Genomic DNA, 12,249 nt, shown 5'->3' with positions numbered 1-12,249 from the left:
AGGCTCACAGGATGGCGACGCGGCGGCGAGGCCCCCTCGCCAGCAGGAAGGCGTAGGTCCCGCCGCTTGCGCAGCTGAGCACCAGCAGCGCAAGGCCGACCGGGCGGCGCAGGTCGCTGGTGCCGGGTGTGGTGGCCGCGAGGTGCACCTCCACCAGCCCGTCTCCGGCTTGCACGGCATCGGCGGGCACGGCGATGCGGATCTGCTCGTCCTGGTCGTGGCCGCAGCCGCTGAGCGTGCCGTTCATCGTGCGGCCGTCCAACTCGAACCGCACGGTTTCCTCCGCGTCGGGGTTGGAGCAATCGGCGGGCAGCGTGACGGTCGCGGGGGCCTCCCGCCGCTGCTCCACCGAGACGTCACCGAACAACGAGGGCCCGACCCACCATGCCGCCAGTACGATCCACAGGCCGACGAATGCGGCAACGCCGAGCACCTTCCACGTCAGTGGCGGCATGTGCCGCCGTTGGTCCGCTCGCTGCCGCACGGTTCAATCGTTCCAGATCATCTGGCCACTGCACACCAACGCCGGGGTGCAGCCAACGTCACAGGACCACCGCGCAACGGCACGGTGGCACAACGGCACGGGCGGCCACCCGCGCCAACGCCGCCGTGGCGGCGGGCAGCCCGTCGGCCGCCAGCACAACAGCACGGTGACAACAGCACAGCGGCACCGGCTCAGCGCGGGGACTGCTCGGGCAACGCGGCCTTGCGAACGTAGAGCAGCCGGTCCCCCGGCTCGAGCGAGTCGGCCTCAGGGGCATCCACCCGGTACAGCTCGCCGTCGCGCACCAGCCCCAGCACGATGTCGGGCAGGTGCCGTGGTGAGCCCCCCTCCTCCGACGGCTCCACCGCCCGCTCCGCGATGGCGAGACCGGTTTCCGGGGTGAGCAGATCCTCGACCATGTCCACCACGCGCGGTGTCCTGGTCGCGATCCCCAACAGCCTTCCCGCGGTTTCGCTCGACACGACCACCTGGTCGGCACCGGACTGTTTCAGCAGGTGAACGTTCTCGGCCTCGCGCACCGACACCAGGATGCGGGCCTTCGGCGCGAGTTCGCGCGCGGTGAGGGTGACCAGCACCGCTGTGTCGTCGCGGTTGGGGGCCACCACGACGGCGCGAGCGCGTTGGATGCCGGCCACGCGTAGCACGTCGGACCGGGTGGCCGAGCCGTGCACGGTGATCAGGCCCCTCGCGCTGGCCGCGTCGAGGGCGGCCTGCTCGGTGTCGACGATCACGACCTGGTTCGGCTCGACGTCCTCCTCGGCCAGCAGCGCGTTGACCGCGGACCGCCCCTTCGTGCCGAAGCCGACGACCACAAAGTGGTCTCGCACCTTGCGCCTCCATTTCTGGATCCTGTGCGCCTGCCGGGACCGTTCGGTGAGTACCTCGAGTGTCGTGCCGATGAGCACGATCAGGAACAACACCCGCATCGGGGTGATGAGCACCACATTGATCAGCCTGGCCGCGTCGGTGACCGGCGCGATGTCGCCGTATCCGGTGGTGGAAAGCGACACGGTGGCGTAGTAGAAGCTGTCAAGCAGCGAGACACCGTCGCCGTTGGAGTCGCGGTAGCCATCGCGGTCGAGGTAGACGATGAGCACCATTCCCAGCAGCACCGCCGTGGCGAACACCACCCTGCGCGCGATCGCCTTGGCCGGGCTCACCGTCGTCACCGGCATGCTGACGACGCCGACGAGGGCATGCCCCGGCCGCTCGGAGAGCTGGTCCTCCGGCTTCGTCGTCCTCAACGGGTTACGCACGATCGAGCAGCCTATTCCCTCTCCGGAACCGTCCTGAGCAGGTCCCGTAACCCGTCGGCGTCCAGCAGATCCACCGGCCGCAGGGTCCGGTCGTGGCGCACGTAGTGGAACGCGGCCCGCACCTTCGCCAGCGGGGTCCCGGAAAGGTTCGCCCAGGCCAGCCGGTAGGCGGCGAGCTGGACCGAGAGCGCGGGCAGCCGGTCGCCGTCGGGCACGGCACCCGTCTTCCAGTCCACCACGGTCCAGCCACCGTCGTCATCCGCGAAGACGGCGTCCATCCTGCCCCGCACGGTCACGCCGTCGATGTCGGTGCAGAACGGCACCTCCACGTCATGCGGCGTGCGGGCCGCCCACACGCTGCGTTCGAACGCCTCCCGCAGTCGCGTGAGGTCCGCATCCTCGCCGCCGACGTCGGCGGCTCCTGGCAGGTCGTCGAGTTCCAGCAGGCGCTGACTGGCGAAGCGCCGTTCGAGCCAGCCGTGGAAGGCCGTGCCCCTGCGCGCGTAGATGTTGGGCGGGAACGGCAGCGGCCTGCGGAGTCTGCGGGCCAGCGCCTGCGGCTCGCCGGCGAGTTCGACCAACTGGCTCACCGAGAGCTGACCCGGCAGGGTGATCTCCTCGGTGCGGTCGCGGGCGCGTTCGCGCTCGGCGAGCAACACGTCCGTGTCCGCGATCCAGCCGTCCGGATCGTCGTCCTCGATCGGCAGGTCCAGTTCCTCCAGCGCTTGGAGCACCAGGTCGGCGCCCTCGCGAACGGCATCGCGGCGCCCACCGAGCGGGTCCACCGGCCACTCGGCCGAGCGAGACGCCGTGACCAGCGGGTTCGGCTCGTCGGCTGCCGGTCGGGGTGCCCAGTGCGCGATCGTGGCAAGCGGTGGCTCGGTCTTGTCCGCCGAGACGAGCTCGGCGAGTTCGGTGAGAAACCGAGACGGTCCCTTCGGTTTCGCGCTGCTGGAGTTCCACCAGTGCCCCGACACGAGCAGGCACTGTTCCGATCTGGTCAGAGCGACGTAGCACAGCCTGCGCTCCTCCTCGGCGTGCCGCTCGGCGAAGCGTTCCTCGTGCTCGGCGCAGGCCTCGATCACCTGCTTGCGGTCCTCGTCGCCGCGCAGTTGCAGGCGCGGCAGATCCTGCGCATCGCCGCGCAGCGCGGCAGGCAGCTCCGGCACGGTTCGCAACCACGACGACGAGCGCCGCTTGCCGGGGAAGGTGTCGTGGACCAGGTGCGGCACGGCCACCACCTGCCATTCCAGGCCCTTCGCCGAATGCGCGGTGAGCACCTGCACCCGGTCGGGCACCACCTCGACCTCGCCGGGTGGCAGGCCGTCCTCTGCGTGCTCGGCCGTGGCGAGGTAGTCCAGGAAGGACAGCAGGGTGGCGGTCGGCGCGTTCTCCGCGTACTCGGTGACCACGTCCGCGAAGGCGTCAAGGTGTGCCCTGCCCGCGCCACCCTGCCTCGCCAGCGCCTCCACATCGAGCAGCATCGTGCGTTCCACATCGGAGACCAGCTCGGGCAACGGCTGGTCGAGCCTGCGCCGCAATGCCGCGAGCTCCTTGCCCAACCTGCGGATACGGGTGTATCCCTGCTCCGAGTAACGCGAGGGATCGCCGGGGTCGTCGACCGCGTCGATCAGCCCGGCCTGCTCCGCGCGTTCGGCGACGATCGCATCGTCGGCAGCGGACAGCTCACCCGCCCTCCGCCACAGCGCACCGAGGTCAGCCGCGGCCAGCCGCCATCTGGCGCCGGTGAGCAGCCGGGCCGCCGCCGTGCCCGACAGCGGCTCGGCCAGCACGCGCAGGCTGGCCACCAGGTCGGCGACCTCGGGTTCGTCGAGCAGGCCACCGAGTCCGACGACCTCGACCGGCAGGCCCCGCTCGCGCAGCGCCGCCGCGATCGGTGCCATGTCCGCGCGCCTGCGAACCAGCACCGCGGCCGTCGGCGGGTTGCCAGTGGCCTCCCGCCGCTGCAGCCACACGCTCGCGAGTTCGTCGGCGACCCACTCGCGTTCGGTCCGCACATCGGGCAGCAACGCGCAGCGGATGTCGGCGGCATCCGCGCCGTCCCTAGCCCGCAGCTCGCGCACGCCCAGCCCGGCCGCGCGCAGCGGCTCCGCGACCGCGTTGGCCAGCGTGAGCACCTGTGGCGGGTTGCGGAAGCTGGTGAGCATGCCGTACTCGCGTGCGGGCAGCAGCCGGTCACCGTCGCGGCGAGGGAAGTCCGTGGTGAACCGAGGCAGGTTCGCCGCGCTCGCACCACGCCAGCCGTAGATGGCCTGCGCCGGGTCGCCGACGGCGGTGACCGGCATCGGGTCCTCACCGCCGAACAGCGACCGCAACAGCACCCGCTGCGCGTGGCCGGTGTCCTGGTACTCGTCGAGCAGCACGGCCGCGTAGCGTTCCCGCTCACCCGCGACCACGTCCGGTTGCTGCTCGGCAAGCCGCGCGGCCAGCGACATCTGGTCGGCGAAGTCGAGTGCCCCCTCCGCCCGCTTGCGCTGCCGGTAGCCGTCGATGAGCGGCAGCAGTTCCACCCGCAACCGCTGCGCCGCCACGATTTCCGACAGGGCTACCGGCAGTGCCGCCCGCTGACCCTTGGCTCGCGGCGCGCTTTCCACGAGACTTGCGAACCACTCGGTGTATTCGCGCAGCTGTTCGGGCTCGACAAGGTGCTCACCCAGCTCGCCGCTGAGCGCCAGCAGCTGCGCGGTGACAGAGGCGGGAACCCGGTCGGTGTCGAGATCCTTGTCCCACGTGGACACCACGCGGTGGGCGAGTTGCCAGGAGGCGGTTTCCGACAGCATTCTGGCTCCCGGCCGCACCGGCAGCCGCAACCCGTGCTCGGCGAGCAGCCTGCCCGCGTAGGCGTGGTAGGTGAGCACGGTCGGTTCCGTTGTCAGCACATCGATCCTGCGCTGCCCTGTCGGATCGACGCGGTCGAGCAGCCCTGAACCCGCGAGCCTGCGCAACCGCGCACGCACCCGTTCCCCGAGCTGGCGGGCGGCCTTGCGGGTGAACGTGAGGCCGAGCACGCGCTCGGGGCTGACGAAACCGTTGGCCACCAGCCACACCACCCTTGCCGCCATCGTCTCGGTCTTGCCTGCGCCCGCGCCCGCGACGACCAGCGCGGGCTCGCAGGGGGCGGCGATGACGGCGGCCTGTTCGTCGGTGGGTGGGTTCAGGCCCAGCGCCTGCGCCAGCTCGCCGGGACTGACCGGCGGCGGCTGCTGTCGCGTCACGGGCCGGTCACCTGCCTGCCCTCGGGGCGCAGCGGGCACGACGTGCGGCCGGGGCAGCGATCGCAGTCGGAGTTCTCCCTAGCCGCGTAACCTGGTCCCGCCGTGGCGGCCGCCGCGGTACGCAGCACCTCGAGCCAGTGCCGGGTGGCCTCCTCGTCCAGCGGTGGCTGCCTGCGCTCGGTGGCGCCGGTGCGGTTGTGCGACTTGGCGACGTACACCAGCGCGGCGCCGCCGGGCTGCTCACCGTGTTCGGCGAACGCGCCGAGCAGCAACGCGAGCTGGTAGGCCGCGAGCTGTGGATGCTGCTCGGCCTCCGCCGTGCTGATCACGGTCTTGCCGGTCTTGATGTCCACGATCACCGGCCTGCCTTCGCCGTCCACCTCCAACCGGTCGACGCGGCCGGTGAGTTTGACCTTCGGGCCGTGCTCGCCCGCCCCTGCCACGGGCAGTTCCACCGCCATGTCCTGCTCGACGCCCAGTTGGGTGAGTTCGCTCCTGCTCCGGTGCAGCCAGTCGAGGAAGTTGCCGACCATCTGCTCGACCCGGCGACGTTCCCTGCGCGAGAACCACGGGGCTCCCGCGTCGACCTTCGCCCATGCCGCGTCCAGTTCGGCGCGCAACCGTTCGGCGTCGGCACCGTTGGCGGCAGCCTGTGCCAGTGCGTGCACGAGCGTGCCGGTGACGGCGGCGAGCTGGGCGGGGTCCGCGCCACCGTGGCGTTCCAGCAGCCAGCGCAGCGGGCATTTCGCCAGTGTGTCCACGGTGGAGGGTGAGACCCGCACGACCTCGTCGGGGCCGCGCAACGGGTCTGTCGTGGACACCTCGCACAGCCCGTACCACTGGTTCGGGTGCGCGCCGGGTACCCCGGCTCTGGCCAGCCGGGCCAGCTGCCGGGCGGCGAGCCGCCTGCGGCGGGGTTCGGCGGCGGTGTCGCACACCGCCGCCCGCAGCTGGCCCACCAGCTCCGAGAGCACGAGCGCACGCTCGGTCTCGGTCCTGCGCACGTCCGGCCCCGGCTCGGTGTCGGTGTCGCTTTCCACCAACTCGGCGACGAACCGGGAGGGCTGCTCGTCCTCGCCCTGCACTGCTGTGACGAGCAGCGTGGTGGTGGCCCTGCTCGCGGCGACGTAGAACAGCCTGCGTTCCTCCGCCAGCAGCGGAGCGGTCGCCGAAACGCCCGCACCATCCACTCCGGACAGCAGATCGACAAGTCGCTCCACGCCGAGCAGCGAGCCGCGCAACCGAAGGTCCGGCCAGCTGCCCTCCTGCGCGCCGACGACGGCCACCACCGTCCACTCGCGGCCGGCCGCGCCGTGCGCGGTAAGCAGCGACACACCGGCGCCCCGCCTGGCGACCGGTGCAAGCGAGTCGCCCGCGATGTGCTGCGAACCGAGATATTCGGCGAATCCCGCGACACCCGCCTTCGGCAACCTGTCGACATACCGCGCCGCCGCGTCGAAGAGTGCCACCACGGCGTCGAGGTCGCGGTCGGCCTGCGCCCCCAGCGTGCCGCCACGCGCGGCGCGCTGCACGAGCTTGTCCTGCAGCCCGCCGGCCTGCCACACCTGCCACAGCACGTCCTCGACACCCGCACCGTGTTCCACCGCGTCCCTTGCCGTCGCGAGCAGCCGACCGACCCTGCGCACGGGGGCGGCCTCCGCCTCGGCGAGCCCGGCGAGCACGTCGCCTTCACGCAAAGCGGTGACAAGCAACTCGTCGCTGGAGCGCTCACCACCGGCGGCCAGCTCCAGCCTGCGCAACCCGCGGCGCAACCTGCGAAGCGCCAACGGATCGGCGCCGCCGAGCGGAGAGGCGAGCAGCATCTCGGCGGTGTCGGCGTCAAGAGCACCGGGATCACTCGCCAACCGCAGCAGGCTGAGTAACGGCCGAACGCCCGGCTGCCTGGCCAGTGGCAGTTCCTCGGTGGCGGTGGCGATGGGCACGCCCGCTGTTGCGAGCGCCCGTTGCAGCACGGGAAACGACCGGGCGGGCGAGCGCACCAGCACTGCCATCCGCGACCACGGCACGCCGTCGACCAGGTGCGCGCGGCGAAGCTGATCGGCGACCCACGCCGCCTCGGCGGCGGGAGTCGGCAGCAATCGGGTGCGCACGACTCCCTCGGCTGCCCGGTTGGGCCGCGTTCGGCGGTGCGTGCCCGCACCGGGCAGGTGCGCGGCGATGCTTGCGACCGCCTGATGCACCGAGGGCGTCATCCGGTGGCAGCGGGTCAGCGTGATCGTCCGCTCCCCTCGAGGATCAGCGTCGGCGAGCAGCCGAGGATCGGCGCCACGGAAGGAGAACACCGCCTGGTCCGGGTCACCGGCGAGTACGTAGTCGTCGGCGGAGCTGCCGAGCAGTTGCAGCAGCCGGTACTGCAGCGGGTCGAGGTGTTGTGCGTCGTCGACAAGCAGGTGCCTTACCCGGGCCTGCTCGCGGGCGAGCAGGCCGGGATCGCCCTCCAGCTCCACCAGCGCGCTGGCCACCAGTTCGGCCGCGTCCAGCGCGGGCGACCCCGGTTCGCCGAGCGCGTTGCCGCCCGCACCCTGCAGCAGGGTGACCTCTTCGTACTGCCGCCAGAAGCTGCCCGCCGCGACCCATTCGTCCTTGCCCTGCTGCCGTCCGAGCTTCACCAGATCCTCGGGGCCCAGCCCCCGCTCGGCCGCACGCAACAGCAGGTCCCGAAGCTCCTCGGCGAAGCCCGGCACGACCAGCGCCTGCCGCAGCTTCTCCGGCCAGTCCGGGGCGCCCCTTTCGAGGTCGCCCGCGAGTAGCTCGCGCACGACGACGTCCTGCTCCGGCCCGGAAAGCAGCCGGGGAGCGGGAAGGTCGTTGAGCGCGGCCTGCAGCCGCAGCACGGCGAAGGCATAGGAGTGAACGGTGCGGACTACCGGCTCGCGAATGGTGCTCCCGCTGTGTCCCGGCTCTGCGGTGAGGCTGCGGGTGATCTCGGTCCGCAGCGCGTCGGCCGCCCTGCGAGAGGAAGTCAGCACGAGCAGGCTCTCCGGGTCGGCGCCCTGCCGCACCCTGGCCACGGCCGTGGCGGCGAGCAGTGTGGTCTTGCCGGTACCTGGGCCGCCGAGCACGCGCAGGTGGCCCTGCGCGGCGGCGAGCAGGCGGCTGGCACCTTCCTCCCACTCGCGCGGCCGGGCAGGCTCGGCAGGCGAACGCACCAACCGCGCATGCACTCCACTCACGCTCCAGATGGAATCATGCCCCGACGACGAAAGCTCGGGGCCTGCCTGGGAGTGTCCGCTCCGGGCCGGGCGGCGTCGGGCAGAGTGACGCCTATGGACGAGGAGCTGCACGAGCGGGTACGGGATGTCGTCAGGGCCATCCCCAGCGGCGCTGTGGCCACCTACGGCGACGTCGCGGCGGCCGCTGGTGCGCGCACGCCGAGGCTGGTGGGCCGGATCCTTTCCGAGGACGGCCACGACCTGCCGTGGCATCGGGTGCTGCGGGCCGACGGGACGCCTGCGCCGCACCTGGCGCGCAGGCAACTCGAACTGCTGAGGGCCGAAGGCGTCCTTGCCGACGGTCAGCGGGTGAGCCTGGCGAGGTACCGCTGGCGGGGCTGACGCCGTACTCGGCCGTGGCGCCCGGTCAGCTGCGTGGGCGCTGGTCACCGAGTTCGGCGACCAGCAACTTGACCAGCGCACCCAACCGCTGCCGCCGCGGCTGCAGGGTGGGCACACCGAGTTCGGTGAGCGGCGCCGCGGTCACCGGACCCACGCACGCGCACACCACCCGCTTCGCCAGCGCCGAAACGAACTGGTCGTAGCGGCCGGACTCGCGGGCCAGCGTGAGCAGGTTCTGCGTCGCCGGTGCACTGGTGAACGCCAGCGCTGCCACGCCGCCCGCGAGCACCTCGGCGATCAGCTCGTTCGCCCGCGAGAGGTCGGCAGGCCACTGCCAGCGGTACGGCTGCAACTCCACCACGCTCGCACCGGCCGCCCGCAGCGCGGCGGTGTGCTCGGCCAGCGGCGAGCCGTGCAGTTGCACCGCGACCCGGCTGCCCCGGACACCCTGCGCCAGCACGTGGTCGAACAGCTCGCTGTTCGTCTCGCTCGGCGCCGACCACCGCTCGGCCAGGCCGTGCGCCCGCACCGCCCCCTTCGCCTTGGGTCCGCGCACGAACAGCTCGCAACGCCCGAGCGTGGCGAGCAACGGCTCCGCCATGCCCCAGCCGTGTGCCGCCGAAAGCCAGCCACGAAATCCGGCTCCGGTCGTCACGACGGCGAGGTCCACCCCGTCGGCCACGACGGCTCGGGTGGCGGACCTGAGCTGTTCGTCGTCGGGTAGTGGCACGATCCGGATGGTCGGCGCGTGCCTGACCGTGGCACCGTGCCTCCTCAGCGCTTCGATGAATTCCTCGGCGCGCCGCTCGGCGGTGATCCCGATGGTGACCCCGCTCAGCTCACCCATACATCGCGCCCATCCTGGCCACCGCGTCCGCCAGTTCCCGCCTGAGGTCGGCGGGCTCGAGCACCTGCAGTTCGGGTCCGAACCGCAGCAACTCACCCAGCGCGGGCCTACCCCGCTCCACCGGCAATTCCACGACCGACCACCCGTCCTCGTCCGGTTCCCGGCAGTCCTCCCGCAACGCGCGAGCACCGACCGAGCCCAGGAAGAACGGTACGAGGTCACGCCCGAGCGGCGACAGTCGTACAACGGCAATTCTGGGATACATTCTGCGTTCGAACTGCCGCGACCAGTCCCGCCAGTACCCGACGAGGTCGAAGGGCTCCGGTCGGCCGAAAGGGCCGAGGTCGGTCAGCTCGTCGATGCGCGAGACCCGGTAGACCCGGTAGTCACCGTCGTAATCACTGTCACGGTCACCGGCACTGTCACTGTCGCCGCACCGGGCGACCAGATACCAGTTGCCCGCCTTCAGCACCAGCCCCAGCGGCTCGATGTCGCGCTCGACACCGCTGCCGTCCCAGCGCCGGTAGGTGATCCTCACTCGCCGGGAACGCCACACCGCGTCCGCGACCTCGGCCAGCCGCTCGACGCGCTCGATACCCCTGTGCCAACCGGGGATGTCCACGTGGAACCGCTGGGTCAGTTCCGCCGCCCTGGTACGCAGTCCCTCGGGCAGCGCGGCGTGCAGTTTCAGTTGCGCCGCCGCCAGCACGGTGCCGAGGCCGAGCTCGGCCGCGGCATCGGGCAACCCGGACAGCGCCAGCGCCCCAGCCTCCTCCCCCGACATGCCGGTCAGCCGGGTGCGGTAGCCGTCGAGCAGCTGGTAGGCGCCCGCGCGGCCGCGCTCGGCGTACACCGGCACGCCCGCGGCGCAGAGCGCATCGATGTCGCGGTAGATCGTGCGCACCGACACCTCGAGCTCGTCGGCGAGCTGTCGTGCCGTCATCCGCCCGCGGTTCTGCAGCGACAGCAGCACCGCGAGCAGCCTGCTCGCTCGCATACCGACGATTGTGCCCGCAATACCTGACACAAGATGACAGGTATCACCGGCAGGGTTGGCCGCATGAGTGAGAACAGCTTCAGCATGAAGACATGGGAGGAGCAGGTCGTCAGCGGCGCCGACGACGGTCCGCGCTACGCCCATGCCAGGGCCAGCTTCAGCTACCGCGGCATCATCGAGGGCACCTCCACGTGCGATTACCTGCTCTACTACGACGGCACACCACACAACGGCGGGCAACGGGCCCCCGGTTTCGAACGGATAGCGGGAAGCGTCGAGGGCAGGAAGGGCAGTTTCGTCATCCGGCACGATGTGGCGTACGGCCCGGAAGGTATCCAGGACCGCTTCACCGTCGTCGCAGGTTCGGGCACGGGGGAGCTTGCCGGTATCTCGGGCTGCGGCACGGCCGCGGGTTCGCAGGAGACGGTGGCGTACACGTTCGACTACACCCTGGACAGGAGTAGCGGTGCTCGAACTCGATCGTGAGCAGGTGCTGGCCTACCGCATCGCTCGCCACGGGTTGTCGCGCGACCAGGACGACCCGGCGAAGCTCGCCGTGTTCGACCTCGGTGTGCAGGACGCCACCGCCCGCGCCGCTGCGGAACTCGCGCTGGCGGCCCGGTTGCCCACCGACCGGCCGGTGTCGCTGGTCGACGACGCGCGGTTCACGCTCCTCTGGTCGCACCGGGGTGCCCCGCACTACCACCGGACCGAGGATGTCGCGGCGCTCATTCCCGCGTTGCTGCCCGTGGACGACGCCGACACGCTGGCTCGCCTTTCGTGGCAGCGCAAGGAGGTCGCCGACGCGGGCATGCCCGCGACACAGGTGTTGCTCACGGCCGCGCGCGCGATGCGGGAGGCGGTGCCCGCCGCGATGACGAAGGGCTCGGCCAGTACGGCGGTGACAAGGCTGGTGCCCGCCGCGCTCACCCGGTGGTGCAGGCCGTGCCAGGCCACGCACATCCACGAGCAGCTCATGCGGCTTGCGGCCCCGCTGGCCGGTCTCCGGCTCGTCGCGGGTGCCACGCCCGCGACCCTCGAGCCGTTGGCCGACCGGCCGCGCATACCGGTGGCCACCGATATCGCGCGCGTGACGCGTGTCGTGGTGGACTACCTGCGGCTGCACGGCCCGGCCCTGCCCACCGAGGCCGCGGGCTTCCTGGGCTCCACCCGTGCCACGGTCACCGAGCGGCTGTGGCCTTCGGACCTGGTCGAGGTGCGCGTTGACGGCAAGAAGCGCTACATCCCGGCCGACCGCGTGGCGGAGTTGGCGAACCCGCCAACGCCCGACTTCGTGCGGCTGCTGCCGCCGTGGGACCCGTTCCTGCAGGCAAGGGACAGGGAGTTGCTGGTGCCGGACAAGGCGCACCGCAAGGAGTTGTGGAAAGTCCTCGGAAACCCGGGTGCGTTGCTGGCGCACGGGGAGGTGGCGGGCACGTGGCGCACGAAGTCGGCGGGTAAGCGGCTGGAGGTGACCTTCACCGAGTTGCTGCGGCTGGGCACGGCCGCCCGCGCGGCAGCGAAGGAGGAGGCCGCACGGGTGGCGGCCGTCCGTGGTTACGCCGACCTGCGGGTCGCGTGGTCGTGAGCGGTGTTGTGGGCTCCGCCGTCTCGCCGCAGGCGGTCGTTCGCGCGGGGCGCGCCCGGGAGCGCAGAACTCGCGGGCAGCAGCGGGGGACTCGCGGGCAGCAGCGGGGGACTCGCGGGTAGGGCTTCGGCGTGGCGGCGCAGCACCAGGTCCACCACCGCCGGGTGGGCGCCCAGCGGTGCCGCCACGACGTCGGCGCCTGCGCCGGCCAGCCTTCGCTGGAACAGGCCGGGTGCCAGTAGCCA

At 71.7% G+C, this 12,249-nt stretch carries 9 protein-coding genes and 1 pseudogene; 3 read left to right on the top strand and 7 right to left on the bottom strand.

The genetic code is table 11. The features are described from left to right. Positions 1 to 4: 4 nt before the first annotated feature. The 4 genes from SACMADRAFT_RS04910 to SACMADRAFT_RS04895 form a co-directional block, all read right to left on the bottom strand. Positions 5 to 454, bottom strand: a complete 450-nt coding sequence (locus SACMADRAFT_RS04910; protein ID WP_009152681.1) for a hypothetical protein — start codon at positions 452 to 454, stop codon at positions 5 to 7. Positions 455 to 675: 221 nt separating this feature from the next. Next, positions 676 to 1,680, bottom strand: a complete 1,005-nt coding sequence (locus SACMADRAFT_RS04905) for a potassium channel family protein (protein WP_085977958.1) — start codon at positions 1,678 to 1,680, stop codon at positions 676 to 678. A 92-nt stretch (positions 1,681 to 1,772) separates the two neighbouring features. Beyond that, positions 1,773 to 4,997 (bottom strand): ATP-dependent helicase, encoded by a 3,225-nt coding sequence (locus SACMADRAFT_RS04900; RefSeq protein WP_009152679.1) that lies wholly within the window; start codon positions 4,995 to 4,997, stop codon positions 1,773 to 1,775. Continuing rightward, positions 4,994 to 8,182 (bottom strand): ATP-dependent helicase, encoded by a 3,189-nt coding sequence (locus tag SACMADRAFT_RS04895; RefSeq protein WP_009152678.1) that lies wholly within the window; start codon positions 8,180 to 8,182, stop codon positions 4,994 to 4,996. Before SACMADRAFT_RS04895 ends, SACMADRAFT_RS04900 begins: the two co-directional genes overlap by 4 nt. A 102-nt stretch (positions 8,183 to 8,284) precedes the next feature. Here SACMADRAFT_RS04895 and SACMADRAFT_RS04890 point away from each other — a divergent pair, with 102 nt between their 5' ends. Beyond that, on the top strand, positions 8,285 to 8,572 hold the full coding sequence (locus SACMADRAFT_RS04890) for an MGMT family protein (protein ID WP_009152677.1): 288 nt from the start codon (positions 8,285 to 8,287) through the stop codon (positions 8,570 to 8,572). 25 nt (positions 8,573 to 8,597) lie between these two features. On the opposite strand, the gene SACMADRAFT_RS04885 is transcribed toward SACMADRAFT_RS04890, so the two are convergent. Beyond that, positions 8,598 to 9,419 (bottom strand): uroporphyrinogen-III synthase, encoded by an 822-nt coding sequence (locus tag SACMADRAFT_RS04885; RefSeq protein ID WP_009152676.1) that lies wholly within the window; start codon positions 9,417 to 9,419, stop codon positions 8,598 to 8,600. After that, positions 9,412 to 10,416 (bottom strand): helix-turn-helix transcriptional regulator, encoded by a 1,005-nt coding sequence (locus SACMADRAFT_RS04880; protein WP_009152675.1) that lies wholly within the window; start codon positions 10,414 to 10,416, stop codon positions 9,412 to 9,414. Before SACMADRAFT_RS04880 ends, SACMADRAFT_RS04885 begins: the two co-directional genes overlap by 8 nt. A 63-nt stretch (positions 10,417 to 10,479) precedes the next feature. Between SACMADRAFT_RS04880 and SACMADRAFT_RS04875 the strand changes: the two genes are divergently transcribed. Both SACMADRAFT_RS04875 and SACMADRAFT_RS04870 read left to right on the top strand, forming a co-directional pair. Beyond that, complete coding sequence (locus SACMADRAFT_RS04875) at positions 10,480 to 10,902, top strand: DUF3224 domain-containing protein (RefSeq protein ID WP_009152674.1); 423 nt, start codon at positions 10,480 to 10,482, stop codon at positions 10,900 to 10,902. After that, positions 10,883 to 12,004: a DNA glycosylase AlkZ-like family protein gene (locus SACMADRAFT_RS04870; RefSeq protein ID WP_009152673.1), complete on the top strand. Its 1,122-nt coding sequence runs from the start codon at positions 10,883 to 10,885 to the stop codon at positions 12,002 to 12,004. Before SACMADRAFT_RS04875 ends, SACMADRAFT_RS04870 begins: the two co-directional genes overlap by 20 nt. Here SACMADRAFT_RS04870 and SACMADRAFT_RS30745 read toward each other — a convergent pair. Further along, positions 11,974 to 12,249, bottom strand: a pseudogene (locus SACMADRAFT_RS30745) (hypothetical protein); the annotation flags it as partial. The gene SACMADRAFT_RS04870 and the pseudogene SACMADRAFT_RS30745 overlap by 31 nt on opposite strands.

This window comes from Saccharomonospora marina XMU15, from assembly GCF_000244955.1.
GTDB lineage: Bacteria > Actinomycetota > Actinomycetes > Mycobacteriales > Pseudonocardiaceae > Saccharomonospora_A > Saccharomonospora_A marina.
Note: the sequence above shows the minus strand (reverse complement) of the source record. Positions and strands in the feature narration are given on the sequence as shown.

Coding starts and splice junctions, on each gene's coding strand:
- SACMADRAFT_RS04910 (WP_009152681.1), bottom strand. CDS start 454: ATGCCGCCACTGACGTGGAAGGTGCTCGGCGTTGCCGCATTCGTCGGC.
- SACMADRAFT_RS04905 (WP_085977958.1), bottom strand. CDS start 1,680: ATGCCGGTGACGACGGTGAGCCCGGCCAAGGCGATCGCGCGCAGGGTG.
- SACMADRAFT_RS04890 (WP_009152677.1), top strand. CDS start 8,285: ATGGACGAGGAGCTGCACGAGCGGGTACGGGATGTCGTCAGGGCCATC.
- SACMADRAFT_RS04885 (WP_009152676.1), bottom strand. CDS start 9,419: ATGGGTGAGCTGAGCGGGGTCACCATCGGGATCACCGCCGAGCGGCGC.
- SACMADRAFT_RS04880 (WP_009152675.1), bottom strand. CDS start 10,416: ATGCGAGCGAGCAGGCTGCTCGCGGTGCTGCTGTCGCTGCAGAACCGC.
- SACMADRAFT_RS04875 (WP_009152674.1), top strand. CDS start 10,480: ATGAGTGAGAACAGCTTCAGCATGAAGACATGGGAGGAGCAGGTCGTC.